This is a genomic window from Microbacterium sp., from assembly GCF_035687345.1.
Lineage (GTDB): Bacteria > Actinomycetota > Actinomycetes > Actinomycetales > Microbacteriaceae > Microbacterium.
Window position 1 is genome coordinate 38,103 of sequence record NZ_DASRXZ010000019.1, and the last position, 25,588, is coordinate 63,690.

A 25,588-nucleotide genomic window follows, 5' to 3' on the forward strand; every position below is an offset into this window, starting at 1 on the left:
TGCTGCAGTCATATCGAGCTTCCTCCTGAACTGCACTTAAACCCGGGCCGGCGGCGTACGGTGCCCATCCGTTTCGTGTGTCCTCCGCAGAGGGCGCTGACGCAACTCGAGGAATCGAACGAAACGATCCAACAACCGCCGGACCATATGATTCGTCAGCTTTGAATTCGCTAGCCGCTTGGCCAGCGGAGGACTTGTCGCATAGTACACGCGAACGAACACCCTGCCCACGGGATTTGTGAGCAGCGTGTGATCTCTGAACTTGCGAAGCGTAATGACCTCCGCCGCGTTATACGACCCGTAGACGGCAGTTGCGATGTAGCACCCTCCCGCAGCTGCCTTTGGCGCCTCCGGTACGAGGAACTGGGGGTTCTCACGGTTCACCTTCATCATCAGCTCATGCAGGCGTGTGGTGTACTGCACGAACCGTTGCGTCAGTTCTTCATGCATTTGCGTGACTGTCTCCACCTCGTCGTGCGTCATCGTCCGCATGCCACTCGCTACCATCGAGTAGCCGATAGTTTCTAGCGATTGTTGGACGCGGTCCCACACGGGTTTCGCTTCGTTTCCCCAGACATGGAACATCCGCTTGTCGCCCTCGCTGTACGCGTCGAGCGTTTTCTGTTCGAGTGCTTCCAGCCGATCCAATAGTCCGGCCGTAGTGGCGCATTCCGCCATTACTTGATAGAAGTCCATCCGCTTACAGTACTGCTCCCGGAGCGGTGAATTTCGCAGAACTCCGCCGTCACAGGCGTGGGCGCGGCGCGAGGACTCGTCGCGATATGTTTCGTGGAGCGGGCGCCGAGAAGCGGTTCATTGGTTTCAAGGCGCGTAGAGTTTCTGCTCCGACCTGACACACCGCGTAGCGCCCGCAGATTGTCCGCCGGTTCCTCAGTTGTCAGGACTGAGAGTGCGTGGCGGGTCTTCCATGCCCCACAGCCGTTCGTAGTCCGGAGCTACGGTCTCCCACGCGACGCGAACCGCGTCGGTGAGCGGAGGCAGTTCGCCCGATCTGGGTGCCTGAATCACGAAGTCATGCAGGATCGGTCGCCGTGCTCTGTCTAGGCGGCCTTTCGGGTCCGGGAACCTGAGGACCAGTGCGTCGCCGACCCGTTTGCGGACCTCGCGTTGCTCAGTCACGCCCGCGAAGGCAGCTTCGTAGATCGGTAGAGGGTCCGGGAATCCGCCATCGCGGACGAATCGGAACCCCCAGGAGTGGCCGCGGGTTGCCCAGATGTAGGAGCCGGGCTCCAACGTCATTTGATGCTCCGCAGCAGAGTGTGTTCCTCCTCGCCCCGGTTCAGATCCATTCGGAACTGCGTCAGCGTGGCTGTGAGGTAATTTTGCTTGGCGAGCGCTGTCCGGTTGACCTCTCGGAGCGTGTCGCCCGCCAGCTCGACGGCCTCCTCCACAACATCCTTTCCGATGACGTTGAGGATCGTGCCCAGAATTCCATCTCTCGACTTATTGGCCAGCGCGGCTGCGAGGAGACGAGCACCTCCGTCGAAGAGGGCCTCGGCGACCTTACCGGGGAATTTCTGGAGCTCCGCCCAACGTGCGTGTCGCTCCAGCGGGAGGACTGCAGCGACGGGGAGGACGAGGTCGAGACCGATTCGATCGGCGACCTCAATGCGGCCGGGTTCGAACTTGGCGGACGAGAGTAGTAGGTAGTCCTCAGCGACCGACATCGCGCTCGGGTCCTGGACGAATCCGGCAAGCACTTTTCGGAACTCATCGACGTCGTCGGCTGCCTTCAAGTCCAGCAGGTCCCTGAACTTGTACGCGTCGATCTCCGGCATGAGATCTGCCTTGGAGAGCGCCATGATCCAGATCCGGGGGAATCTGACGAGCGGTTCCCCTGTTTCGAGCAACTTGTCTTTGAGTGCGAGAAGCCCGTTCGAGAAGTTACTGAACAGCGACTTCAGGTAGCGTTCCTCCTCGCCGGCGTGATCGAGTAGGCGCTGCGCGTCGACGAGGAGCAGTGCGACGTCGGAGCCGAGCAGTGACCGGAACGTGTCGACACGACGTTGTGCTTCCTCCGTGCCGCTGACGCCCTGCTCGAACCACTCACCCGGGTAGTCGTGCCAGACCAGCCGGAGCGCGTGGAACGGGTGTGCCTTCGCCGCTTTGGAATTCGTTGGCTCCTTGAGCTTCATGGAGAACGCATACGAGGCCCCGGCCGCAATTGTCTGGATCGGCGCTACGTTCATGTCTCGCATGCCGAGGTAGTTGCGGTTGAGACGAGCCCCCTGCCCGATGTCATCCGCAACCACCTGATAGAGGCTCTGCCTGCGGAACGAAGCTTCCTGCGCGGCGCCGTAGAACGACGACACCAGTACTGTCTTCCCGCTTCCGCTCTCGCCGAACACTGCGATGTGTTGCTCGAGGGACGACTTCTTTGCCTGCATTAGAACAAGGTAGGGCACCGCGCGGGCGTTTCCTGCAATCGCTACCGAGAGGCCCGCCGGTCGGCCCGTCACCGTAGCTCCCGGTAGGCAACATCTTGCAGGACAGGCCGAGTAGGAGGCTCCGGCTAGGGCTACTGGGCAGGGGCATGTCTCTTCCCCCGAGGCGGTGCGGCGCCGCTAGCGTGGGTGGATCTCCTGAAGTCGGCGCACCGAGCGCAGGAACTCATCGACGACGACGTGGTCATCTGATGTCCATTGCGATTCGAGTGGGATCTCAGCGAATTCCGCATAGAGGTGCGGTCTGCTCGGTCGTCCCCTGCTCGGGTACGCCTTGAGTTCGAAACGCGCCCCTGAGGTTGCGTCCCATTTGAGCATCAACTCGATGCAGTTGCCACCCACGAGTTCGAAGGCTGCGAATGCCATCTCACTAGCGCCGCCGCCCTTCGGCTCCCAGGGCCACGACTGCCTAAGCAGGCCCAGTACCCGCAAGTCGGCTTCGATCAACTTCCCGAGGTGGCGTGCGCGCTCACGTAGGCGTGCCCGTGCTTCGGTGCGATCCAGCGTCACCAAGGTGAGGTCTCCCACGGACAGGCCGAGCGCATCACGGTAGTCACGCTGCTTCGGTCCAGGGTCATGCATGGGTGCCTGCGGGTCGTCCGCCATGGTCCGCACGAGGGGGAATCGCGCGAGCGCTTCATCGAGGAGTCGTCGCGACCTCCCGATCACAGTCGCCTTGAAGATGACCATCGCCTCATCGATGCTGGCGGGATCTCCGTTGAGCTTTTCGTCGACGCGGATGAAGTCCTCGATCTCCTCGGCGCTGATCGACCAGCGGTCCGGCTCCCAGACCCGCCACGCTTCTCCGTCCTGCAACCACGAGAGCAGCAGATCGAACTTCTTTCGGCCGGAGATGTCCTGAAGGCTTCGGTTGGCTGAGCTGTTCAGTGCCCAGAAGTTGCCGGTCGAGTTGATGAGATGCCGGTCGGGATGGTGGCGCCGGCGACCTCCCCGCCCGGGGGCCCACATGCGGTGAGCCTGCGCCTGCGGGAAGATGTGGTCCCAGTCGAAGTCGTCGTCGGGCTGGGAACGGTACGGTATTCGCTGAGCGAGCGCGGTGAGGATCCATCCGTTGCGGCTCGCGAGGTTCGCCAACTCTTCTTGTGACTCGGTGCCGGCCACGGCGCGCCCGCGCGAGCCTCGCAACCGTGTCTTCGCACGCACGACGGAGACGATCTCTGCCAGCGGGAAATGCAAGCCGGCACTCCCTGCATCAAGCGCCTCATGAAACGCGATTCGCCGGAACGTGTCTCCCATCACGGAGCGGTACCGGAACATCGTCGCTCCCAGAAGATAGGCATCCAGAGCGTCGAGGCTCGCGCGGTACAACTCAGCGTCGGATCCTGGAAATGCCACCGCCCACGCGAGTACGTCATCCCAAAGGTCTGGTGTGACTTGGTGCAGAACGTATCCGAGGCTCGACTCCTCGGCGTACCACGATGCGAAGGATGCCAGTCTTGCCCGGACGACCGAGCCAGGCTCGGTGATTTCTGCCAGAGCGGCGTGGAGGAGGTCGCCCTTCTTACCGGTCAACCGGTCGACGGTGAGCGGCAGAACGTCACCGTGTCCGATTGCGCGGCTGGCCAGCCTCGACAGGAAACGCAGCGCGCCAAGCCGGGTTCTCAGCATCGGCGCCTCTCTCAGCGCCTCGTCCAGCCTGGCCTCGGCGTCACGCCAGAAGGTCTTCACGCCGGCGAAGTAGACGTCTGCTCCCGCTACATTCACACCGCCCAGATTGATCCTGCTGAAGACCTCCAGAACGTCGAGGGGAGTGTCCATTCGGGCACGGAGTATCGGCACCGACCGTCTGGTCCACGCGCGGATGAGTCGGTTGAGATTGCGAACCGCGATCGACCGCTCCTCGGCGGGGACCTCTCGATCGAAGCGCGGGTCGAGGCCGTGGAGAAGCTCCCCTATGGTCGATTCGTCGACCTGCATCGTTGGGAAATTGCGCTGTCCGGCCCAGTCGGCCCAACGTGAAAGGTCCACAAATCGGCCCCGCGATTCCAACTCTTGATCCGGATCGCGGAGGTGACGGATGTGGGGGATGGCTCGCTCCTTGGCGCCTCTTCCCTGCGCCGGGGCGGGAGAAGGACGCTCCATCAGCATGTCGAGGAGGAAATGCCCGTAGTTCCCTTGGTCCGTGAAGATCGAGAACATCGCATTGATCCGCTGCTGGCCGTCGAGGACTTGCCACGATCCCGACTCGGCATCCGACTCCGCACGCGACCCGTCCGGTCGAACGATGAGCTCGCGCGTGTGGTCTCGAACTGTGCTCAGCAATATCGCGCCGATCGGATAATCGGCGAGAAGCGAATCCAGGAGGTGCCGCATCCGGAGCTCATCCCACACTTCGTCACGCTGCACCAGCGCGAGGTTCCATCGGTCGGTCTGACTCAATCGGCGGGTGACCAATTCACCGACGGATGCAGAGACGGCTGCGTCGTCGCCGGAGATCCCGTCGATCATGTCGACAGGATTCCATGAGCAGGGGACAGATCGCACGCACCTCCCTCGCGCCGACGGCTCCATGGCGGAGGCGCCGTCGAGGATGGCGGGGGCACGGACTCCGTGGGCCGTGGAACCCGGGGACGATGGTGATAACTCGCGCAGGCCTCAACTGGTGGCTTGATCTCGAGCCGGAACTCGACTGGCAGTTCGCCACCACCTACGCCGACAGCGCACCGCACGAATACGTTCGCTTCGCCTCGCACGCCCGGACTCGAGCCCGCTGACTTTGTACGCGCAGCGCATGTGATCCAGACATTCGTTGAGTCGATGAAGTTCCACAAACGGACCCGCATCTACCTGCGCACCCCCATGGGCTGGAAGCACTGGAGGAAATGTTCCCAGACCACGGCTCTCATCAGGGCGATATTCGGCGAGCAAGTATGGCGCACAGTCGACATTGGCTGCGGTACTGGCTGGCCGGTGACGCGCGGACTGATCGACCCGGCCCGGTACGTCGGCATCGATCCGTCGACGGCGATGTTGAACGCGCTCGTGGCGAAGCATCCCATCGTCGCCGGGCTCCACCCCATGACTCAGGCCGCAGCTCAGGAAGAGCGGGTCCTGCGCGGGGCACGGTTCGACAGCGTTGTGTCGCTCGGCGGCTCAGCTTCGTACCTGTCCCTGGCTGAACTGCAGGAGCTCGCCGCACGCGGAAAGCGGGGAGCCGTCGTGATGCACTTCGCCGACGGCAAGGCGCCACCTACGAATGACCTGGATCCGCGGATCACAGAGGCCTCACTCGCCGCGGCAACCGAGATGACCGTCCACCAAGTCCGGGTTGGTCGGTCCTCGCGTCGTACATACCCGCACGTTGAGAAGGGCTCCCCCGATTGCGGAAGCCCTGGGCGTTCTGCGGCGCATCTGTCGAAATTGCGCGAACGATGATCGGACGCGGCGTCCGGTGGCGATACCCGCAATCTCGGTCACTTTCCGACGTCGCTGCGATTGGCCTCCGCCGTCGAGATCGCCCGAACGACGACCGAAGGCGCCGACGCAAAGTGAATTGTGCAATCTCGGGCCGCGCCCGCGACCGGACGTGCGTCAGACCCCGTCGACGGCGGGCATCAGCGCGAACACGATCTCCTCGGTCTCACGCCCGAGGCCCGGCGCGTACGCGGTGTTGCGCGAGACCTCCGCGAAACCGGCGTTCCGCAGCACCGCGATCGAGCCGTGGTTGTGGGCGGCGACGCGTGCGAAGAGCGGGCGGATCGGCTCGCGCGAGATGAGCTGTCGCAGAGCTTCGGTGGCGATGCCGCGACCCCACGCGAGGCGCGGAAGCCAGAAGCTGACCTCGCGCTCGCCCTCGATCGTGAACGCGGAGATCGAGCCGGCGAACCCGCTGTTCTCGGTGATGACGAACACCGAGGTGTCGGGCGACGAGAGATTCCGGCTCATCCACGCGTCGAAGGCCTCGCGGTCGTCCGGGTCGGCGGCCGTGAAGGCGGCCAGCGCGACGGCCTCGGGATCGCGCATCATCTCGAAGATCGCGTCGAGGTCGTCGTCGTGCACGTCGCGCAGTTCGATATGGCCCACGATCTACAACATAGGCGAGGGACACCCCGCGTGAGAGTCGTCAGGCGAGGGGATGCAGTCGCCGCAGCACGACCTCGGCCGCCGCTCCGTCGCGCGCCGCGATCGCGTCGCGGAACTCCATGTACAGAGCGGTGCGGGTCGGTTCGTCCGCGATCGGCGGACTCCAGCCGACGAGGTTGCGGCGCAGCGCGAACTCCGCCTCGCGGAGGACCCGCACGAAGGCGGGATTGCCCGTCGCGTGCGTGAGCGCCGGGAAGAAGTGAGCGCTCGCGGCGAGGATGCGCGCCGGGTCGTCGCTGCGCGAAGCCTCGACGATCTCGTCGGCCTGCGCCACCAGGCTCTCGAGTGCCTCGTCGTCGCACCGCGGGAGTGCGAGGAGTGCGGCGTTGCCCATCAGGAGCGTGACGAACTCCTGCGTGTACTGCTGCGAGCGAGCCGTCGGCGTCGAGACGCGGGTGTAGCGGTTGGGCGAGACCTCGACGAGGCCGATCACCTCGAGCCGCTGGAGGGCCTCGCGCACGGGCGTGCGGGACACGCCGAGTCGCTGGGCGAGCTCGTGGTCGCGCAACCGCTCACCGGGAGCGAGGCGGCCTTCGAGGATCGCCTCACCGAGCACCGAGTACACCTCATCTCCGAGGGCGGTGCCGCTGTTCTGGCGAGGATCGGGGGACGCGGGCATGCCGCGACCAGTGTAGACGGATGCCGCAACCCCGGGCCGAGCTTTCCACAGACCGATGCCGAACTCGCAGTTGCGCCGATATATCGGTAGAGTGACGCTGTCACGCGTGGGCGTGGCCTATCCGGGGGGATCCGTCGACGCCCGGGCCTTGAGTTCGCTCGGCCCGGGCGTACGATGGGCCCGCGTGCGCCGGCGGGGCATCCGTTCCTCCCCCCTCGTCTGCTCTTGCAACGTTTGTGTCACCATCCGTCACGCACCTCCCGCGCACCCCTGCCGATCGATAGCGTGGGCATCGGACTCGTGCAGGAGGCGCGGGCAAGCAAAGAACGGCATTTCATGAGCACGCAGGGCACCGTCAAGTGGTTCAACTCCGAGAAGGGATTCGGCTTCATCGCGCCCGATGAAGGAGGAGCCGACGTCTTCGCGCACTACAGCGCGATCCAGGCGAGCGGCTACCGCTCTCTCGAAGAGAACCAGCGCGTCGAGTTCGAGATCGCACAGGGGCCGAAGGGTCTCCAGGCAGAGAACATCCGTCCAATCTGAGTGACGGGCCGGCGTGCGGCATCCGATCCTTGTGAGCGGATGCCGCCGCCTTTCGCCGTGCGCATCGCGCGGCATCCGGCGGCAGCGGTCGCGGTTCAGTCGCGACCGCCGCGGACGAGCTCCATGCCCGCGCCGGCGAACTGACGCAGCGTCGCGTCGGGCAGGAATGCCCGGGTGAGACCCGCGCCGATGCGGGTGAGGTCGCTCTCGTCGCGGAAGAGCAGATACATCGTCTCGTACCGCGGGTGGAACTTCTGCTTGAAGCGGTGCAGCGACCGGAAGCCGTAGACCGGCTCGAGCATCTCGGCGAGCTTGTCGCTCAGTGTGGCGAGCATGCCTGCGTCGGGCGGATAGTCGTGCGCGAGCGGCGCACCCGACAGCGACATGATCTCGGCGCCCTCGTCCGAGAAGACGCGCGCCGATGACCCGATGAGGAACTCCATCACGGGGCCGAAGCCGCCTTCGCGTCGGCGCATGAGGTCGAGGGTCCATCCCCGGACGATCCCGCCTTCGCCGTAGACCGGCAGCCATGACAGGAATCCGTCGACGTCTCCGTGCGGCGAGATCGCCAGCGCGAGACGCACCTCGGGGTCCTCGGCCTCGACGAGCGTCCCCAAGGTGAAACCCATCTCGGGCAGCCCCTTGTCGCCCACCCACATCTCCGAGATCGCGCGCAGCTGCGCCTGGATGCCCCAGGGCTCGTCGGCGAGCCGCGTCATCCGGAAGGTCATCTCCTCCCGTCCCGCACGGTTGAGCGACGACCGCACGGAGTTCCAGCGCTTGCCGGTGAACTCGAGCCCCGGCAGGTCCACGATCGTGTCGTCCGCGACGACGAGACTGCGCCACGTCGCCGGCACCGCATCGCGCGTCGCCTCGTCGGCGCTGAAGAAGCAGGGCACGAGCCCCGCGGACTCCGCCATGCGGATGAACTCCTGCACGGACTCCGCTCGGGACTCGGCGGGCCCGAGCGGATCGGCGAGGGCGAGAGCGATCCCCGCGCGGCGCTGGTACGCGACGATGCCGTGGGTCGTGCGGGCGTAGGAGTTGCCCTCCCACGTCGTCATCCACGAGAGGGTTCCGCCGCCGTGCGCGCGGAGCATCTCCTTCACGTCGTCGACGTCGGGCGCCGGCCGAAGCCCGAGCTCGGATCGGCGCCCCGCGCGGAACGCGTGCCGCACGGCGATGAGATAGGCGAGCAGCAGAAGCCACATGATTCCGGCCGCGAGCGCGAGCTCGGTCTCGCCGTCGATCACGACCTCGACCTGCGCCTCGCTCGAAACCACGATCGCCACCGCGATGAGCAGGCCGATCGCGATGTTGATGCCCGCGAGGACGATCGACAGGACCCACGCCCAGCGGCGCCCGCGCCGGAGACCGTTCGCGACGAGAAGGATCACGAGGCCGTCGAACGCGGCGTCGAGGAAGCCGCCGCTCACCGGCGCGGTCGGACCGAACGGCCCATTCGTCGGAACGAGCACCGCGATGACCTGGATCGCGCCGAGCACGAGCATCGAGACGAACGCTATGAGCCGCTGTTCGCGCGTCGTCGTGCGCTGCACCCGCAGCGAGCGGTCGACCGCGAGCACCAGGAGCACGGCGAGCAGGTGTTCGACGTCGGCGAGCTCGCCCCAGAAGAGCATCGCGATGAAGACGAACGCGAGGAGCACGAGCCACGCCCGCACGCGCCACGGCTGCACGAAGAGGCCGACGGCCGCCGCGATGCACGCCATCGTCCCGCCCGACGGCCCGACATCGAGCGACGCCGCCTCGGTCTGCGCCCACTCCCACGGCAGGAACGCGAGCAGCCAGAGCACGAGTGCACCGGCGAACACCGCGAACAGCTGGCCGACCCAGAAGTAGCCGAGCGCTGCGCGCCACCCGCGCCGCCACTCGAGGTAGGCCATGCCCGCGAAGCCGGAGATCGTGAAGACGTAGACCCACGGCTGGTTCGCGAAGAACGTGCCCGTGACCGGAGTCCACCAGCGTCCGGCCTCGAGCGCGGGCAGTCCGTATGCGACGACCTCGTACGCCGGACTGTCCTCGAACGGTGACCAGAACCCCGCGCTGACGACCCCGACGACGACGATCGCGGCCACGAGAGACAGCGTCGCCGGCAGCCGGGAAAGAGCGGTGACCAGGCGATTCGGACGGGGCGAGGCATCCGTCATGCCCCTCATTATGGTGAGATCCGCCGGATGCGCGGGAGACCCCGCTCCCGTGGCAGGACTTTACGAGCGGCTCAGGCGCGCGTAATCGGCGAGGGCCTTCGCGTCTTCGGCGTCGCGCATCGCCCGGCGCGCGGCGTCGAGAGCCTCGACCGGATCGTGCGACTGACGCGCCGCAGCGAGCTCCCGCTGGGCCGACAGAAGCCGCGATCGGGCGTCGGCTCCGGCGTGCGCGTGAGCGATCGCGGCCTCGGCCTGGGCGATCGCTCCACGCGCGGCTGCGAGCGTGCCGGGGAGCGCCGTGCGCGCGCCGCGCAGGCGCTGCTGAGCCGTGCGGGCGTCGCCGAGGGAGAGGTCGAGCCGGTCGCGCAGGCGGGCGATCGCGTCGATCGTGCGGGTGGGGCGGCGTGCGGCATCCGGCTCGAGCTTCGTCAGCTCCTCCTCGATCGCCCTCAACTCGCGACCGAGCCGTTCGGCGTCGGGCGGTTCGAGGTTGTCTCGCGTGATGAACGCCAGCCGCAGCGCCGACCGTGCCGAGGCGAACTCGCCGGCGAGGGCCTGGGCCGCCTGCGTGACGAGGCGGTGGTTCTCCTCGAGGATGCGCGACTCGGTCTCGGCGGTGCGCAGCGCACGCTCGGCCCGGGCGAGATCGGGAAGCGCCGACCGCGTCGGGTCGGCAGCGTGCTCGGATGCCTCGGCCAGCAGCGCCTCGGACTGTTCGACCGCTGCGACCGCCGCGCGCGCGGCCCGCGCTGCCTCGCGCCACTCGTCTTCGGCGAAGCGGTCCGACAGCTCCGCGACGAGCGCGGCGGGATCGCCCATCGACGCGCGAAGCGCCTCGAGGCGGGACTGCGCGCCGGCGACCTGCGACGCCGCCGTGACGTTCGCGGCCATCCACGCGCGATGGTCGGTGCGAGCGCGGTCGATGCCCGCCATCGCGGCGTCCGCGCGGCGCTCGATGCGCGACGACACACGACGGATGTCGACGGGCGAGGCATCCGGCTTCGAGATCTCCTGGAACTCCTCGAACGACTCGTCCCGCACGTGTTGGGCGGTCAGGCGCGCTCGCCGCAGCGACGTCGGGGCGTCGCCCCCGTACAGCGCGCCGGACAGGCCGACCTCGAGGTCCAGCTCGTTCACGGCGTCGTCGAGCCGGACCAGCGCTGCGCCCGCCCGGGCGCGCACCTCTTCTGCCGCGGCCCGGGCGCGCGGCGAACGACGGGCGCGACGGATGCCCCACGCCAGCACCGCGATGGCGATCGCCGTGATGCCGAACACCACGAGCGCCGGGATCAGCCACCCGAGCAGGGCCGCGACGATCTCACCCATCGGCATCGGCCACCAGCAGGATCTCGCGCAGCTCGGCGACCGTGTCGACCGTGGCCTGCGCGCCCTCGGACTCGTGCGGCCAGCTGAATCCCCAGCGCACGAACACGACGGGGATGTCGTGGTCGGCCGCGCCGTCGATGTCGTGGTGACGGTCGCCCACGAGCACCGTGCGGCTCGTGTCGACCTCGAGCTCCTCGAGCCGGCGCAGCGCTTCGCCGATGACCTCGGACTTCGAGCTCAGCGTGCGCTCGTCGTCGCTCGCGCCCACGATCGTCGCGAAGTACGGCGCGAGACCGAAGTGCTCCATGAGCGCGTCGACCTGTCGCTCGGGCTTGGAGCTCGCGGTCGCCTGCGTCACGCCGTTCGCGGCGAGCTCGGCGATGAGCTCGCCGATGCCGTCGATGAGCTGCGCGCCGGCCGTGTACCCCTCGGACGCGCCGAGCGTCCGATAGAACGTGACGGCTTCGGATGCCTCCGCCGGAGTCATCCCGACGTTCACCTGGAACGAGTCGTACATGGGCGGGCCGATCCAGTGCACGAGCTCCGCGCGGGTCGGGGTGGGCTTGCCGAAATGCGTGAGCGTGACCGTGAGCCGGCGCAGAATGCCCTCGGATGCGTCGACGATCGTGCCGTCGACATCCCACAGCACACAGGTCCAGCGAGGTCGGGTCGGCATGCCTCCAGCCTAGGCGTCACCGGCGGATGCACGACTTCCCGTCCACAGCACGGGTCGCGTGCGTCGGCACGTCGTGCACTCGACGCGAAGTCGTGCACTCGGCCCTGGGGGGTGCGAGATGCGGGGACTCAGAAGAGGCGGGGCGCCCCGGACTCGATACCCTTCATGCCCTCGTAGTCGAGGGTGACGCACCGGATGCCGCGGTCGGTCGCGAGCACCTTCGCCTGCGGCTTGATCTCCTGCGCCGCGAAGACGCCCTTCACGGGAGCGAGGTGCGGGTCGCGCCCGAGCAGCTCGAGATAGCGGGTGAGCTGCTCGACACCATCGATGTCTCCGCGACGCTTGACCTCGACGGCGATCGTCCCGCCGGCGGGATCGCGCAGCAGCAGGTCGACCGGACCGATCGCGGTCGGGAACTCCCGCCGCACGAGCGTGAGCCCCTCGCCGATCACGTCGACCTGCTCGGCGAGCAGCCGCTGCAGATCGGCCTCGACGCCGTCCTTGACCAGACCCGGGTCGATCCCGAGGTCGTGCGACGAGTCGTGCAGCAGCTCGTGGATGCGCACGAGCAGTGCGTCGCCCGTCTTCGCGTGGATCACGCGCCACTGCTCGATGACGCCTTCGGCGGCGGATGCCGCATCCGGAACTTCGACCGTCAGCGTGCACGGCGGCGACATCCAGTTCAGGGGCTTGTACGAGCCCCCGTCGGAGTGGACGAGCAGGCTCCCGTCGCCCTTGTGCACGAGCAGGCGCGTCGCGAGCGGGAGGTGCGCCGTGAGGCGTCCGGTGTAGTCGACCGAGCAGCGGGCGATGACGAGACGCACGCCACGAGCCTACCCGCGACCGGCGCGTCGGATTCGCCGTCCGACTCACCGCACCCCGACGAGGTGCCGCGCGAAGAAGCCGCTCGCGTTCTCCCCCGCGTGGTGCGGGACCCCGGTGTGGCCGCCCATGTTGGCGATGAGCTGCTTCTCCGTCGACCCGAAAGCGTCGAACACCTCGAGTGCGAGCTGCCGGTCGTTGCCCTCGTCGTCCCACTGCAGGAGGACATGCAGCGGGATCGTGACCCGCCGGGCCTCTTCGATGATGGAGCGCGGCACGTAGCTGCCCGCGAAGAGGACGGCCGCAGCGATCCGCGGTTCGACGTGAGCCAGCCGCACCCCGATCGCGATGACCCCGCCCGAGATGCCGACGGGGCCTCCGATCTCGGGCAGTTCGAGGAGCGCATCCATGGTGGCCCGCCACTCCGGCACCGCCTGCTCGACGAGCGGGAGGATGAGGCGGTCGATGACCTCCTCACTCGGCCGCTCACCGGCCGCGATCGCCCGCTGCAGGGCGGCGCGCGCATCCGCGGCGGAGGCGGAAGCGGGTCGGTCGCCGGCGCCGGGAAGCTCGATGGCGACGGACGCGAAGCCCTGTGCCGCGGCGGGCTCGGCGCGGGCGGCGAGTCGCGGCAGCATCCGGTTCAGCCCGCCCGGATGGCCGAGGAGGATGAGGGGAACAGGCGAGGCGGCGCGGGCGGGAGTCCACAGCATGCCGGGGATCTCGCCCAGGACGAACTGGCGTTCGATGAGGTCGCCGTTGCGGCGTTCAGAGGTGAAGTGCACGGTCGTGCCTTTCGGGAGCGGTTGAGAGATGGCGCTCCCGGACGACCTACCGCCCGACCGTGGCTCCTGCGAGGAGCACCCACGTCGATTCGTTCACGGGTACCACCTCCTCACGCTGCTGCACGGCTCAGAGCACGGTAGCAGAGGCAGGTTCAGTGGTGCCCTGCGCCGACCTTCGAACCGGGCAGCGGCTTCGCCGCGGGAGAGGCGAGACCGGATGCCACGATGAGTGCCACGATGATGTAGAGCGTGTTCAGCAGACCGATCTGCTCGCTGATGAAGCCCAGCGCGGGAGGACCCGCGAGGAACGCGACGTAGCCGATCGTGGCTGCGGCGCTCACGCGCGCGGCGGCCTTCGCGGGTTCGTCGGCCGCGGCGGACATGCCGAGCGGGAACCCGAGCGAGACACCCGCGCCCCACAGCGCCGCACCCACGAACACGAGCGGGATCGACGGCGCGAGGATGAACAGCAGCAGTCCGACCGTGGCGGTGACGGCGAGCACGCGCAGCGTCGCGACGCGACCGAAGCGGTCGACGAGCGGTCCGCCGAACACGCGCACGACGGTCATGCACACGGAGAAGACCGCGAGGGCGGCCGCCCCGAGCGCTTCGTCGGCGCCGTGGCCCTCGACGACGCCGAGCGCGAGCCAGTCGTTCGCGCCGCCTTCGGCGAACGCCATGCCCAGCATCACCACGCCGAGCGCGTACGTGCGCGGTTCCTTCCAGGCCGACAGGGCGACGCGCAGACGCTCGCGCCAACCCGCCCTCTCGGCCGGGGTCTCGGGGTCCATCGTGGCCTCCCGGGCCGGGACGTTCGCGATGCTGACGATCGCCACGACGACGATGAGCACCGCGACGATCGCGAGGTGCGTGAGAACGTTGGCGCCCCACGCGATCGCGAGTACGCCGAAGCCCGCGCCGATCACGGTGCCGAAGCTGAAGAACGCGTGGAACAGCGGGAGGATCGTCTTGCCGACGTGCTTCTCGATCGCGGCCCCTTCGACGTTCATCATGACGTCGAGGCATCCGTTGCCGAATCCCCACAGGACCAGTCCGAGCACGACCACGGGCGCGGAGTGCAGTGCGTCGGAGCCGAGGCCGATGATCGCGACGCCCGCGGCGAAGACGATCATCATCACGAGCATTCCGCGCCGCGCTCCCCAGCGCGCGAGCACGACGGAACTCACCGAGAGGCCTACGATCGACGCGACGCCGCCGATGAAGAGCATGAGGCCGAGCTGCGTGCGGTCGACGCCGACCGCGTCTTTGATCGCGGGCACACGCGCCGCCCAGGTGGCGATGCTCAGACCGCTCGCCAGGAAGATCGCGAAGATCGCGGTGCGCCAGCGGACGAGCTGCGACCGGGTGAGCGTCGACTCCATGCGTGGAGTCTACCGAATCGATTCGATCCGGATGCACCGGGCAGAGTACGATCGACGGAAGATGAGTACGCGCCGGGCAACGATCGCCGACGTCGCGCGCGAGGCAGGGGTCTCGCCGTCGACGGCCTCGGTCGTGTTCAGCGGCAAGACCCCGGTGTCGGATGCCACGCGCAAGCGCGTGCTGGCCGCGGCATCCGCCCTCGGCTACACCGGACCCGACCCGCGGGCCGCGTCGCTGCGACTCGGACGCTCGGGCATCGTCGGGGTGGTGTTCGAGGAGCATCTCGGCACCGCGTTCCTCGACCCCGTCAAGACGCTCATGATGGACGGCCTCGCCGATGCTGTCGCTCCGATCGGCGCGGGGCTGCTCCTGCTGCGCGACCGCGATTCGTGGAGCAGGGAAGGCGCCGCGCCGTCGCTCACGACCGCGCCGATCGACGCCGCGGTGCTCATCGGATGCAGCGGACTGCTGCGCGAGTCGCTCGACGTCGTCCGCGCGCGGGGCATCCCGGTGGTGGTCGTCGAGGGAGACGCGGGCGAGGGCATCCCGCGCATCGAGCTCGACAATCGTGAGGCGCAGCGGCAGGCGGCGAGCCATCTGCGGATGCTCGGGCACACGCGCGTCGCGACCGTGACGCTCGCGCCGCGGTCGGGCTGGGCCCGAGGACGGCTCACGTCCGACGACGAGGAGGACATCACGATCGAGGTCACACGCGACCGGCTGGCGGGTGTTCGCGACGTGTATCCGGATGCCCCGGCCTTCGCCGCCGCGGGCAGCTTCATCGACGAGGGGCTGGCTGCCGGCCGCGAGCTGTTCGCCGATCCCGCGACCCGGCCCACGGCCGTCATCGCGCAGAGCGACCTGCTCGCCGCGGGCGTGGTCCGGGCGGCGGGGGAGGCGGGACTGCGCATCCCGGAGGACGTGAGCGTCACGGGCTTCGATGGAATCGTCGTCGACGGGCTCGCGCCGTACGAGCTCACGACCCTCGTGCAGCCCGCCACAGACAAGGGACGGGCGGCGGGTGCGGCCGTCGCCGCGATGATCAGCGGCGAGGCCGCCGCGTCGATCCGGTTCACGTGCGAGTTCCGCGAAGGCAACACCACGGGGCCGGCACGGGGGGACTGACGAGGGGCGGAAGTCGGCGATTTCGCCTTCCATCCGCTCCTCCCCAGTCATCGGGCGTTTCGACGTCCCAGTAGAATGTTCGAGACACCCCGACCGCCCCGCGCAGCTCACTCCGGTCGCGCCGCGATGTCTCACGAGGAGGCCTAGATGCTGGCCTTCCTCGCGGCGTTCGCACTTCTCCCCCTCGCGATGCCGTGGCTGGTCGCACGCATCGGCGCTCGCGCCTTCTTCGTGTCGGCGCTCGTCCCGGCAGCCGCGTTCGTGCACGCCGCGGCCCTGACGCCGGCGGTCCTGGCGGGCGACATTCCGTTCGAGGCATATCGCTGGATCCGGCCGCTCGGCATCGAGCTCTCGATGCGGATGGACACCCTCGGCTGGGTGATGGCCCTCATCGTGACGGGCGTCGGCGCGCTCGTGATGCTCTACTGCCGCTGGTACTTCCGCGACAAGACCGAGAACCTCGGGCAGTTCTCCGCCGTGCTCCTCGCGTTCGCCGGCGCGATGTACGGGCTCGTGCTCACCGACGACCTCGTCGTGCTCGTGATGTTCTGGGAGGTCACGAGCGTCCTGTCGTATCTGCTCATCGGCTACTACAACCGACGCGCCGCCAGTCGACGAGCGGCACTCCAAGCGCTCCTCGTGACGACGCTCGGCGGCCTCGTCATGCTGATCGGCGTCGTGCTGCTCGTGGTCGACGCCGGCACGTCGAGCCTCTCGACGATCCTCGCCGAGGCGCCGACCGGTCCCGTGGTCGACGCCGCGCTCGTGCTCATCCTCGTCGGCGCGCTGAGCAAGTCCGCGATCTTCCCGTTCCACTTCTGGCTGCCCGGCGCCATGGCGGCGCCCACTCCCGTGAGCGCCTACCTGCACGCCGCGGCAATGGTGAAGGCGGGCATCTACCTCATCGCGCGCTTCGCGCCCGTGTTCGCAGCCTCGCCGGTGTGGAGGCCGGTGGTCATCTCGCTCGGCATCTTCACGATGCTGCTCGGCGGCATCCAGGCGCTCCGCGAGGCCGACCTCAAGCGCATCCTCGCGTTCGGCACGGTCAGCCAGCTCGGTCTGCTCACGGTGGTGCTCGGCTACGGCATCCGTGATGTCGCCCTCGCAGGTCTCGCCCTGCTCATCGCCCATGCCCTGTTCAAGTCAGCGCTGTTCCTCGTCGTCGGCGTGATCGACCGACAGTTGTCCACGCGCGACATCGGCGAGCTCAGCGGGGTCGGACGCCAAGCGCCCGTCATGGCGACGTTCTCGTTCCTCGCGATCGCGTCGATGGCGGGCATCATCCCCACCATCGGCTTCGTCGCGAAGGAGGGCGCGCTCGCGTCGCTGCTCTACGAGGCGGAGAACGGCGCGGTGTGGGGTCTCGTCGCCGTCGCGGGCATCGCCCTCGGCTCCGCGCTGACCGCGGCCTACGGCATCCGCTTCCTGTGGGGCGCGTTCTGGACCAAGAAGGACGCCGCAGGAAACCCGCTCCCCGAGACGGAGTGGCCCGACCCGCCCATAGGGTTCCTCGCCGCTCCGGTCGTGCTGTCGTCGTTCGGAGTCGTCGCCGGCCTCGCCGTCACCTTCGTCGACGAGGTGCTCGCGCCGTACGCCGACACGGCACCCGAGTCTTCGACGGGCGTCGCGGTGCCGGAGCATCCGGCCCACCTCGCCCTGTGGCACGGGCTCGAGCCCGCCCTCTGGATCTCGCTCGCGACACTCGTCGTCGGCGCGGGCGTCTTCTGGCTCACGGTCGCGACCGGATGGACGAAGCGGATGCTGCCGTTCACCGCCCCCGACGTGTACAACCTCGTCCTGCGGGCGATCGCGCGCGCGTCGGTCGTCACGACGAGCCTCACGCAGCGCGGGTCGCTGCCCGTCTACGTCGGCACGATCTTCGTCGTGTTCATCGCGGCCGAGGGCACCGCGCTCTTCGCCGGTCATGACTGGCGCGCGGCGCTCGACGCGTATCAGACACCCGTTCAGCTCGCGGTCGCGCCGGTCATGATCACGGCGGGGCTCATCGCGGTGCGTGCGCGCAAGCGCTACACGGGCGTCGTGCTCGTGTCGGTCACGGGCATGGGGATGGTCGTGCTGTTCGCGACGAGCGGCGCGCCCGACCTCGCACTCACACAGATCCTCGTCGAGACGGTGACGCTCGTCGCCTTCGCCCTCGTGCTGCGGCGACTGCCCTCGCGGTTGGGCGAGCACAACGCGTCCGTCGCGCCGATCGCACGAGCCGTGCTCGGTGCGATGGTCGGCGCCATGATGGCGGTCGTCGCGATCGTGGCAACGGCGTCGCGAGTGGCGGAGCCGATCTCGGAGGCGTTCCCCGAGCTCGCGTACGAGCTGGGCCACGGGCGCAACGTCGTCAACGTCGCACTCGTCGACCTGCGCGGCTGGGACACGATGGGCGAGCTGTCGGTGCTGATCCTCGCGGCGACCGGCGTCGCCTCGCTCGTGTTCGTCACGCACCGGGCCGACACCCTGTCGTTCACCGCGCCCCTGCCGAAGGTGGCGGCGCGCTCGTTCCGTCCGCTCGTCGAGACCTCCGACGGGCTCCAGCAGCGCGGCGACGTGCGCGGCAGCGGCCGCATGGCGTGGCTCGTCGGCGGTCAGCGCGTGAGACCCGAGAACCGCTCGCTCATGCTCGAGGTCATCGTGCGGATCCTCTTCCACACGATCATCGTCGTGTCGCTGTACGTGCTGTTCGCGGGGCACAACCTCCCCGGCGGCGGCTTCGCGGGCGGGCTCATCGCGGGCATGGCCCTCGTCATGAGGTACATCGCGGGCGGACGCTACGAGCTGGGCGCCGCGGCACCCACCGACGCCGGCCGTCTGCTCGGTGCGGGCATGACGATCGCCGTCGCCTGCGCGATCGTGCCGGTGTTCTTCGGCGCGGCGCCGCTCACGAGCGCGTTCTTCGAGATCGAGCTGCCCGTGCTCGGGCACCTCGAGTTCGTCACATCGACGATCTTCGACATCGGCGTCTACCTCGTGGTCATCGGGCTCGTGCTCGACGTGCTCCGCAGTCTCGGCGCCGAGGTCGACAGGCAGGCCGGCGAGACACGCTCGACGGAGGTCGTCGCATGAGCGTGTCGTTCGTCCTCATCATCATCATGGCGGTGCTCTTCGCGTGCGGCGTCTACGCGATGCTCGAGCGGAGCCTCACGCGAGTCCTGATCGGCTTCCTCCTGCTCGGCAACGCGACCAACCTGCTGCTGCTGATCGTCGCCGGTCAGCCGGGGATCGCCCCGTTCTTCGGGTCGGGCTCCACCGACGAGATGACCGATCCGCTTCCGCAGGCGCTCACCCTCACGGCCATCGTCATCACCTTCGCGGTCTCGGCGTTCCTCCTCGCGTTGATCTACCGCTCATGGCAGCTCGGCCAGGCCGACACCGTCGAGGACGATGCCGAAGACGTCGCCGTGCGCGGACGCGGTGCCGAAGAGGCGATGGACGACGAGACCGAGATCGAAGACGCCGACGACGACGCGACGACCGACTTCGTCGGGGTCGAGACCTCGCCGATCGTCGTGCTGCAGAGCCGCGATGTCTCGGGCATCCGCGATGACGCACCGGTCGACAAGCCCGCGAAGCCGAACCCTCCGAAGGGGGGTGATGACGAGTGAGCGCCCTCGTCCCCCTGCTCGTCACGCTTCCGCTCCTCGGCGCGGCGACGGCGCTTATCGCCGGCCGTCACCGCCGCACGCAGGTCGGCGTCTCGATCGTGACGCTCACCCTCGTGTGCGCGATCGCGGCCGTGCTGCTGTACGCGGTCGACGCGGGCAACCAGCCGATCGCGGTGTCGGTCGGCGGCTGGCCGATCCCGTTCGGCATCGTGCTCTACGTCGACCGGCTCGCCGCCCTGCTCGTCGTCGTCTCGAGCATCGTGCTGCTCGCGGTCCTGCTCTTCTCGGTCGGCCAGGGCGCCGCCGACGGCGACGACGAGACGCCGGTCTCGATCTTCCACCCGTCGTACCTCATCCTGTCGGCGGGCATCTTCAACGCGTTCATCGCAGGCGACCTCTTCAACCTCTACGTCGGGTTCGAGATCCTGCTCGTCGCGTCGTACGTGCTCATCACGCTCGGAGGCACCGAGTCCCGCATCCGCACCGGCGTCGTCTACATCGTGGTCTCGCTCGTCTCGTCGGTGCTGTTCCTCTCCGCCATCGCGATGATCTACGGCGCGCTGGGCACGGTGAACATGGTGCAGTTGTCGCAGCGCATCGGCGAGCTTCCGCAGGAGACGCAGCTCGTGCTGCACCTCATGCTGCTGCTCGCGTTCAGCATCAAGGCCGCCGTCTTCCCGCTGTCGTTCTGGCTGCCCGACTCCTACCCGACCGCGCCCGCCCCGGTCACCGCGGTGTTCGCGGGCTTGCTGACGAAGGTCGGCGTCTACGCGATCATCCGCACCGAGACGCAGCTCTTCCTCTACAACGACGTCAACACGGTGCTGCTGATCGCGGCGCTGCTCACGATGATCGTCGGCGTGCTCGGCGCCGTCGCGCAGGCGGAGCTGAAGCGGATCCTGTCGTTCACGCTCGTGAGCCACATCGGCTACATGATCTTCGGGCTCGCGATAGCGACACCGGATGCGATCGGCGCGACGATCTATTACATGGTCCACCACATCGTGGTGCAGACGACGCTGTTCCTCGCGGTCGGACTCGTGGAGCGCCGCGCGGGCAGCACGTCGATCCTGCGCGTGAAGGGCCTCATGCGCGCGGCACCGGTGATCGCGGTGCTCTACTTCATCCCGGCGATCAACCTCGGCGGACTGCCCCCGTTCTCGGGGTTCATCGGCAAGTTCGCCCTGTTCGACGCCGCCGTCGAGGTCGGCACGCCGCTCATGATGGTGCTCATCGTCGCGGGCATCGTCACGAGCCTGCTCACGCTGTACGCGCTCATGCGCGCGTGGAACCTCTCGTTCTGGCGCGAGGAGGACGACTCGGCCGAGACCGAGGCCCGCATCGAGTACCTCGGCTCGGCGCCGGCCGCCGGCATCCAGACCGAGCGCCGGGTGATCCCCCGCATCATGACCGCGGCGACCGCGGGCATGGTCGCCGCGACGGTCGCACTGACGGTGTTCGCCGGTCCGCTGTACGACGTGTGCGCCCGTATCGGCGCGGCTCTGCTCGAACCCATCTCGCTCGTCCAGGTGGAGGAGGACGCGCAGCCATGACGACGATGCCGGATGCCGCGACTCCCGTCCGCGGGAAGGCGCTGCTCGCCCAGGTGTGGCGGCAGCTGCCGTTCTTCCTGTGGCTCATCGCGCTGTGGATGCTGCTGTGGGGGCAGATCACGGTCGTCTCGTTCACGACCGGACTCATCGCGGCGCTCTTCGTCACGCGTGTGTTCCGCCTCCCGCCCGTCGAGCTGTCGGGACGCGTCAACATCTGGTACGGCCTCGTGTTCGTCGCGACGTTCCTCGCGGCGGTCGTACGCGGCGCCCTGTCGGTCTCGTGGCTCGTGATCGACCCGCGGCGTCATCCGGGAACGGCGATCATCGCGGTTCCGATGCGCACCGACGACGACCTGATCATGACCCACACCGGCGTCACCGCGTCGCTCATCCCGGGCTCGCTCGTCGTCGAAGCTGACCGCGATCGGCGGATCCTCTACCTCCACGTGATCGGGGTCCGCACGAAGGCCGATGTGGAGGCGCAGCGCGCCGGCGTGCAGCGCTGGGAGGAGCGCATCGTGCGCGCGGTCGGCTCCCGTGCGCAGTTCGAGAAGCTTCGCGCCAACCCGACGGAGGCGAAGCCCGCATGAGCGTCCTCCTGATCGTCGTCTACGTCGTGTTCGCGGCCGCGGCGCTGCTCACGCTGTGGCGCATCGTCGTCGGTCCGTCGATCCTCGACCGGGCCGTGGCCTCCGACGTCCTGCTCACCGAGTTGATGTGCGTGCTCGGCGCCGAGATGGCCATCAACCACCACACGCGAACGCTCCCGGTGCTGCTGATCATCGCGGCGGTCGGCGTGTTCGGCTCGATCTCGATCGCGCGGTTCGTCGCGAGAAGGGACACGACCGAGCAATGAACGCGGTGCTCACCTCTGCAGCCGTCGACACGACGACGGCACCGGATGCCTGGATCGACCTCATCGCGATCATCCTGATCCTCGGCGGGGCGCTCCTGTGCCTCACGGCCGCCATCGGCGTCCTGCGGTTCCGTGACGTCGCGACCCGCCTTCACGCCGCAACGAAGCCGCAGGTGCTGGGACTCATCCTCATCTGCCTCGCGATCGCGCTGTCGCTCCGTTCGTGGGAGACGGTCGCCTTCCTCGTGCCGATCGTCCTCATGCAGCTCGCGACCGCGCCGCTTTCGGCGCACATGGTGGGCCGGCAGGCCTACCGCAACGGTTCGCTCGACGAGCGTTCGCTCCTCGTCGACGAGCTCGCCGAATCCCGGCAGACCCCGCCCGCCGCGGGCGGCTGAGCCGCGCGCCCGCCCGGGCCGGGCCCGCGGGGCGCCGAGATTGCACGAATGGCGCAGGTGCGCGGCATCCGGTGGTGATTCGCGCAATCTCGCCTGGGATAGCGACGCGGCGCTCCTCACGCTGTGGCGCGAGCGCGCCCGTCCCACCAGACCCCGCCGAGATTGCGCGAACGACGGCTGAGAGCGCCATGGGATGGTCGTTTGCGCAATCTCGTGCCGGAGGCGGAGGGCTCCTCCCCAAGGGCGAGCCGCAGGCGAGAGCTCGCAGCGTGGAGCGCACCGACGAAGGGACGCCGGCGCGGGAGCGAGCATCGAGCGATGCTTCTGCTTCCCCCATGGATGGACGGCGTTGCGTTCACCGTCGCCGAGGGCCGGCGCGTCGGGTTGACGGATGCCGCGATGCGCCGCGCCGCGTTCGAGCGGCCGTTTCACGGGGTCCGAGTCGCGGGCACCTCCGGACGCACGGGTGATCCGCTCGTCGACAGGTGCCGTGACCTGCGGGTGGTCCTGCCGAGCGACGCGCTCTTCAGCCATGCGACCGCGGCGAGGCTGTGGCGGATGCCGCTGCCTGTGTGGCTCGATGACGCGCTGCACGTTCTGACTCCGAACCGTGCCCCCGTGCGCAGGCCCGGCGTGATCGCGTGGACGCGTGACGGTGAGCCCACCGGCGCGGACCTGATGCACGGCCTGCCCGTGACGACGCCGGCCGACACCTGGGTCTCACTCGCGACGATGAGCGCGGCGAAGGGCGGTCGCCTCACGCGTGAGTGGTTGGTCGCGGTCGGCGACTTCCTCGTCTCCGGGCGACGTACGCGGTTCGGCCGGGAGACCGCGCTTGCCTCGCTCGATGACCTCACGGATGCCGTCGAGAAACACGGCTCGCGCCGGGGCGCCGTCGCTCTCGACTGGGCGCTGATGCGCATCCGCTCACCGGTCGACTCTCCACCCGAGACGTTCATGCGCCTGGGGCTTCGCGCCGCGCGCTTGCCGGAGCCCGACGTGCAGCCGACGATCCAGACAGCGGCGGGTGAGCGGCATCCGGATCTCGCGTACGTCGACGCCCGCCTGCTGATCGAGTACCTCGGCGATGTGCACCGCGTGGATCCGCGCACATGGCGCGACGACCTCACCAGGGTGCAGCTGTTCCAGGACGCCGGCTACCGCGTGATGCTCGCCGGCGCGGCCGAGCTCTCACCCGACGGCCTCCCGGCGTTCGCCGCACGTGTTCGCCGAGCTCTCCGCAACCGCCCTTGAACCCCGTCGAGATTGCACGAAGTGCCGCGTGGGGGCGCCGGCAACGGTAATTCGTGCAATCTCGGCGGGGCTGGGGGCTGGGGGCTGGGGGCTGGGCGGTTGAGGGCAGCGAGAAGGGGGTCCCGCCGAGACTGCGCGAACTGCGGTCGGTGGGGGGCTGGTGACCGTGTTCAAGCGCAATCTCGGCGGGAGGTCGAGTCCCTGTGTCAGCGCCCCGGCAGGAGCGTGAGCGTGTTGGTCGCCGCGGCGTCGACGGCCTCGGGCGAGTACGCCCACGGGGTCGTCTCGGCCTTCTGCCACGTCTCGGTCTGGTCGATGTAGTTCGGGTGGAACGCGTGTCCGCTGGTGCCGGTCAGGTGGTTCCAGCTCGACGCGTCGAGGTCGGACAGGTCCACGATCATGCGCATCGACGGCACCGTGACGGTCTCGAAGCCCTCACCGATCACCCAGCCGGTGGCATTCGGCACGGATGAGCCGCCGCCCACCGGGAAGGGTCCGCGGTTGAACAGCCACTCGATCGGCGCGATGCCGGACGATCCGAACGTGTCGTTGCGCAGCGTGAGCGCGTGCAGCGCGCCCCAGTTCCACTTCGCGGGGTTGTCGCCCTGCAGCTCGACGAGCCGCTCGTACGCGGCCTCGGCTACGTGCCGGAGCATCTCGTCCTGACTGGACACGCGCAGCGACGCGTTCGTCCACCATTCGGACGTCTCGTCGGCGAGGAGGTTGTCGACGACGACGAACAGGCGGCTCTGGTCGGTCATCGGCGCGGGGTTCTCGCGTCCGCGCACGAACAGACTCTGCACGAGCTCGTCCCACAGCACGTTCGCGTAGGCCGCGGCGGCGGAGTCGGGCTCGTTCTGCGCGTCCCACTCGCGGAGGAGCTGCAGCGCGGCATCCGTCTTCTCGTCGCCCGTGTCGAGCTCCATGAACTCGGCGGTCAGGCGCTTGCCCATGTAGAAGTCGTCGTCGGCCTGGATCGCCTGCATGTCGGCGGCGGTCAGCTCGCCGTTGGCGGCGCGGCGCTTGATCATCTCGGTGATGCGGGCGGCGCGGAATCCGTGGTCCCAGTCCCGCGTGAGGAAATGCGGATACTCGTCGGGCACGATCGCGTTGTTCGCCGTGACGATGAAGCCCTCATCGGGGTTGTAGACGACCGGGAGCTCCTCGAACGGGATGAAACCCTGCCAGTCGTACGCCGAATCCCAACCGGGCTGGGGCATCGATCCGTCGCCGGCGCCTCGCATCGGAAGCTTGCCCGGCGTCTGGTATCCGATGTTGCCGTCGACGTCGGCGTAGACGAGGTTCTGGGCCGGCACATCGAAGTGCGACGCGGCCAGGCGGAAGTCCGAGAAGTTCCGCGCGCGGTTCATCGTGAAGATGGCGGATGCCGTCGTGCCCGGTTCCAGCGCCGTCCATTTGAGGCTCACCGCGTACTCGCCGGCGGGCGGGTTGGCGGGCTCGGTGATCACGCCGTTCGTGCCGACGAACGGGTCGTCGGCCACCGCGGTGAAGTCGTCGGTGAGGCCCGACACGATGGGCCCGTTGGCGGTGCTCCGGATCGTGAGTTCGACGTCTTCGCCGCCTGCGACCCGGATCGTCTCGGTGCGCTCCTCGAGCGGAACGAGCGCGCCGTCGCGCCAGTACTGGTCGCCCTCGACCTTCTCGAGGTAGAGGTCGGTCACGTCGGTCGTGAGGTTCGTGAAGCCCCACGCGACCCGATCGTTGTGGCCGATGATGACGCCCGGAACGCCCGAGAACCCGAAGCCCGCGACGTCGAAGGGGCACTCGTCGGTGAGCTCCGCGCAGCGCAGGCCGACCTGGTGCCACACGCTCGGCAATGACGCGCCGAGATGCGGGTCGTTGGCGAGCAGCGGCAGGCCGCTCTCGGTGAGGTCGC

The 25,588-nt window shown here is 68.5% G+C and carries 22 protein-coding genes; 10 read left to right on the plus strand and 12 right to left on the minus strand.

Annotated features, from left to right (window positions below; translation table 11 throughout):
- Positions 1 to 36 precede the first annotated feature (36 nt).
- The 3 genes from VFF97_RS01970 to VFF97_RS01980 all read right to left on the minus strand — a co-directional run bounded on the left by VFF97_RS01970 (position 37) and on the right by VFF97_RS01980 (position 4,934).
- Positions 37 to 696, minus strand: a complete 660-nt coding sequence (locus VFF97_RS01970; RefSeq protein ID WP_325031812.1) for a CFI-box-CTERM domain-containing protein — start codon at positions 694 to 696, stop codon at positions 37 to 39.
- A 560-nt stretch (positions 697 to 1,256) separates the two neighbouring features.
- Complete coding sequence (locus VFF97_RS01975) at positions 1,257 to 2,408, minus strand: ATP/GTP-binding protein (RefSeq protein ID WP_325031813.1); 1,152 nt, start codon at positions 2,406 to 2,408, stop codon at positions 1,257 to 1,259.
- A 177-nt stretch (positions 2,409 to 2,585) separates the two neighbouring features.
- Positions 2,586 to 4,934 (minus strand): DUF262 domain-containing protein, encoded by a 2,349-nt coding sequence (locus VFF97_RS01980; protein ID WP_325031814.1) that lies wholly within the window; start codon positions 4,932 to 4,934, stop codon positions 2,586 to 2,588.
- Between the two features lie 285 nt (positions 4,935 to 5,219).
- Here VFF97_RS01980 and VFF97_RS01985 point away from each other — a divergent pair, with 285 nt between their 5' ends.
- A complete protein-coding gene (locus VFF97_RS01985; RefSeq protein WP_325031815.1) occupies positions 5,220 to 5,861 on the plus strand; it encodes a class I SAM-dependent methyltransferase in 642 nt (213 codons plus the stop codon).
- A gap of 156 nt (positions 5,862 to 6,017) precedes the next feature.
- Here the strand turns inward: VFF97_RS01985 and VFF97_RS01990 are convergent, their stop codons facing one another.
- On the minus strand, positions 6,018 to 6,509 hold the full coding sequence (locus tag VFF97_RS01990) for a GNAT family N-acetyltransferase (RefSeq protein WP_325031816.1): 492 nt from the start codon (positions 6,507 to 6,509) through the stop codon (positions 6,018 to 6,020).
- A gap of 40 nt (positions 6,510 to 6,549) precedes the next feature.
- The gene (locus VFF97_RS01995) at positions 6,550 to 7,188 is read right to left on the minus strand and encodes a GntR family transcriptional regulator (RefSeq protein WP_325031817.1); all 639 of its coding nucleotides are present in this window, start codon (positions 7,186 to 7,188) and stop codon (positions 6,550 to 6,552) included.
- 336 nt (positions 7,189 to 7,524) lie between these two features.
- Between VFF97_RS01995 and VFF97_RS02000 the strand changes: the two genes are divergently transcribed.
- Positions 7,525 to 7,731 (plus strand): cold-shock protein, encoded by a 207-nt coding sequence (locus tag VFF97_RS02000; protein WP_179487317.1) that lies wholly within the window; start codon positions 7,525 to 7,527, stop codon positions 7,729 to 7,731.
- Positions 7,732 to 7,826: 95 nt separating this feature from the next.
- Here VFF97_RS02000 and VFF97_RS02005 read toward each other — a convergent pair whose 3' ends face one another.
- The 6 genes from VFF97_RS02005 to VFF97_RS02030 form a co-directional block, all read right to left on the minus strand.
- A complete protein-coding gene (locus tag VFF97_RS02005) occupies positions 7,827 to 9,899 on the minus strand; it encodes a DUF2156 domain-containing protein (protein ID WP_325031818.1) in 2,073 nt (690 codons plus the stop codon).
- A gap of 60 nt (positions 9,900 to 9,959) precedes the next feature.
- Positions 9,960 to 11,225: a hypothetical protein gene (locus VFF97_RS02010; RefSeq protein WP_325031819.1), complete on the minus strand. Its 1,266-nt coding sequence runs from the start codon at positions 11,223 to 11,225 to the stop codon at positions 9,960 to 9,962.
- Positions 11,218 to 11,901 carry an HAD hydrolase-like protein gene (locus tag VFF97_RS02015; protein ID WP_325031820.1) on the minus strand — a complete coding sequence of 228 codons (684 nt, stop codon included), beginning with the start codon at positions 11,899 to 11,901 and terminating at the stop codon, positions 11,218 to 11,220. Before VFF97_RS02015 ends, VFF97_RS02010 begins: the two co-directional genes overlap by 8 nt.
- Before the next feature lie 128 nt (positions 11,902 to 12,029).
- A complete protein-coding gene (gene nucS, locus VFF97_RS02020) occupies positions 12,030 to 12,725 on the minus strand; it encodes an endonuclease NucS (RefSeq protein WP_325031821.1) in 696 nt (231 codons plus the stop codon).
- A gap of 45 nt (positions 12,726 to 12,770) precedes the next feature.
- Positions 12,771 to 13,508, minus strand: a complete 738-nt coding sequence (locus VFF97_RS02025) for an alpha/beta hydrolase (RefSeq protein WP_325031822.1) — start codon at positions 13,506 to 13,508, stop codon at positions 12,771 to 12,773.
- A gap of 152 nt (positions 13,509 to 13,660) precedes the next feature.
- Entirely contained in the window at positions 13,661 to 14,890 is a 1,230-nt protein-coding gene (locus VFF97_RS02030; RefSeq protein WP_325031823.1) for an MFS transporter, read from the minus strand.
- A 61-nt stretch (positions 14,891 to 14,951) separates the two neighbouring features.
- Between VFF97_RS02030 and VFF97_RS02035 the strand changes: the two genes are divergently transcribed.
- From VFF97_RS02035 to VFF97_RS02070, 8 genes are all read left to right on the plus strand, one after another.
- Positions 14,952 to 16,016, plus strand: a complete 1,065-nt coding sequence (locus tag VFF97_RS02035; RefSeq protein WP_325031824.1) for a LacI family DNA-binding transcriptional regulator — start codon at positions 14,952 to 14,954, stop codon at positions 16,014 to 16,016.
- Positions 16,017 to 16,163: 147 nt separating this feature from the next.
- Positions 16,164 to 19,091: a Na+/H+ antiporter subunit A gene (locus VFF97_RS02040; protein WP_325031825.1), complete on the plus strand. Its 2,928-nt coding sequence runs from the start codon at positions 16,164 to 16,166 to the stop codon at positions 19,089 to 19,091.
- Complete coding sequence (locus VFF97_RS02045; RefSeq protein ID WP_325031826.1) at positions 19,088 to 19,630, plus strand: Na(+)/H(+) antiporter subunit C; 543 nt, start codon at positions 19,088 to 19,090, stop codon at positions 19,628 to 19,630. The genes VFF97_RS02040 and VFF97_RS02045 overlap by 4 nt, the downstream gene beginning before the upstream one ends.
- A complete protein-coding gene (locus VFF97_RS02050; protein WP_325031827.1) occupies positions 19,627 to 21,183 on the plus strand; it encodes a Na+/H+ antiporter subunit D in 1,557 nt (518 codons plus the stop codon). The genes VFF97_RS02045 and VFF97_RS02050 overlap by 4 nt, the downstream gene beginning before the upstream one ends.
- Positions 21,184 to 21,188: 5 nt before the next feature.
- Positions 21,189 to 21,773, plus strand: a complete 585-nt coding sequence (locus VFF97_RS02055; protein ID WP_325031832.1) for a Na+/H+ antiporter subunit E — start codon at positions 21,189 to 21,191, stop codon at positions 21,771 to 21,773.
- Positions 21,770 to 22,039 carry a monovalent cation/H+ antiporter complex subunit F gene (locus VFF97_RS02060; RefSeq protein ID WP_325031828.1) on the plus strand — a complete coding sequence of 90 codons (270 nt, stop codon included), beginning with the start codon at positions 21,770 to 21,772 and terminating at the stop codon, positions 22,037 to 22,039. The genes VFF97_RS02055 and VFF97_RS02060 overlap by 4 nt, the downstream gene beginning before the upstream one ends.
- The gene (gene mnhG / locus VFF97_RS02065) at positions 22,036 to 22,437 is read left to right on the plus strand and encodes a monovalent cation/H(+) antiporter subunit G (protein ID WP_325031829.1); all 402 of its coding nucleotides are present in this window, start codon (positions 22,036 to 22,038) and stop codon (positions 22,435 to 22,437) included. Before VFF97_RS02060 ends, mnhG begins: the two co-directional genes overlap by 4 nt.
- Before the next feature lie 318 nt (positions 22,438 to 22,755).
- Positions 22,756 to 23,691 carry a hypothetical protein gene (locus VFF97_RS02070; RefSeq protein ID WP_325031830.1) on the plus strand — a complete coding sequence of 312 codons (936 nt, stop codon included), beginning with the start codon at positions 22,756 to 22,758 and terminating at the stop codon, positions 23,689 to 23,691.
- A 206-nt stretch (positions 23,692 to 23,897) separates the two neighbouring features.
- On the opposite strand, the gene VFF97_RS02075 is transcribed toward VFF97_RS02070, so the two are convergent.
- A partial coding sequence (locus VFF97_RS02075; protein ID WP_325031831.1) for a penicillin acylase family protein occupies positions 23,898 to 25,588 on the minus strand: 1,691 nt, incomplete at its 5' end.

Bases quoted from the DNA above. Each gene is read 5' to 3' on its own strand.
- VFF97_RS01970 (WP_325031812.1), bottom strand. From the start codon at position 696: ATGGACTTCTATCAAGTAATGGCGGAATGCGCCACTACGGCCGGACTA.
- VFF97_RS01975 (WP_325031813.1), bottom strand. From the start codon at position 2,408: ATGCAGGCAAAGAAGTCGTCCCTCGAGCAACACATCGCAGTGTTCGGC.
- VFF97_RS01980 (WP_325031814.1), bottom strand. From the start codon at position 4,934: ATGATCGACGGGATCTCCGGCGACGACGCAGCCGTCTCTGCATCCGTC.
- VFF97_RS01995 (WP_325031817.1), bottom strand. From the start codon at position 7,188: ATGCCCGCGTCCCCCGATCCTCGCCAGAACAGCGGCACCGCCCTCGGA.
- VFF97_RS02000 (WP_179487317.1), top strand. From the start codon at position 7,525: ATGAGCACGCAGGGCACCGTCAAGTGGTTCAACTCCGAGAAGGGATTC.
- VFF97_RS02005 (WP_325031818.1), bottom strand. From the start codon at position 9,899: ATGACGGATGCCTCGCCCCGTCCGAATCGCCTGGTCACCGCTCTTTCC.
- VFF97_RS02010 (WP_325031819.1), bottom strand. From the start codon at position 11,225: ATGGGTGAGATCGTCGCGGCCCTGCTCGGGTGGCTGATCCCGGCGCTC.
- VFF97_RS02015 (WP_325031820.1), bottom strand. From the start codon at position 11,901: ATGCCGACCCGACCTCGCTGGACCTGTGTGCTGTGGGATGTCGACGGC.
- VFF97_RS02030 (WP_325031823.1), bottom strand. From the start codon at position 14,890: ATGGAGTCGACGCTCACCCGGTCGCAGCTCGTCCGCTGGCGCACCGCG.
- VFF97_RS02035 (WP_325031824.1), top strand. From the start codon at position 14,952: ATGAGTACGCGCCGGGCAACGATCGCCGACGTCGCGCGCGAGGCAGGG.
- VFF97_RS02040 (WP_325031825.1), top strand. From the start codon at position 16,164: ATGCTGGCCTTCCTCGCGGCGTTCGCACTTCTCCCCCTCGCGATGCCG.
- VFF97_RS02045 (WP_325031826.1), top strand. From the start codon at position 19,088: ATGAGCGTGTCGTTCGTCCTCATCATCATCATGGCGGTGCTCTTCGCG.
- VFF97_RS02055 (WP_325031832.1), top strand. From the start codon at position 21,189: ATGCCGGATGCCGCGACTCCCGTCCGCGGGAAGGCGCTGCTCGCCCAG.
- VFF97_RS02060 (WP_325031828.1), top strand. From the start codon at position 21,770: ATGAGCGTCCTCCTGATCGTCGTCTACGTCGTGTTCGCGGCCGCGGCG.
- mnhG (WP_325031829.1), top strand. From the start codon at position 22,036: ATGAACGCGGTGCTCACCTCTGCAGCCGTCGACACGACGACGGCACCG.
- VFF97_RS02070 (WP_325031830.1), top strand. From the start codon at position 22,756: ATGCTTCTGCTTCCCCCATGGATGGACGGCGTTGCGTTCACCGTCGCC.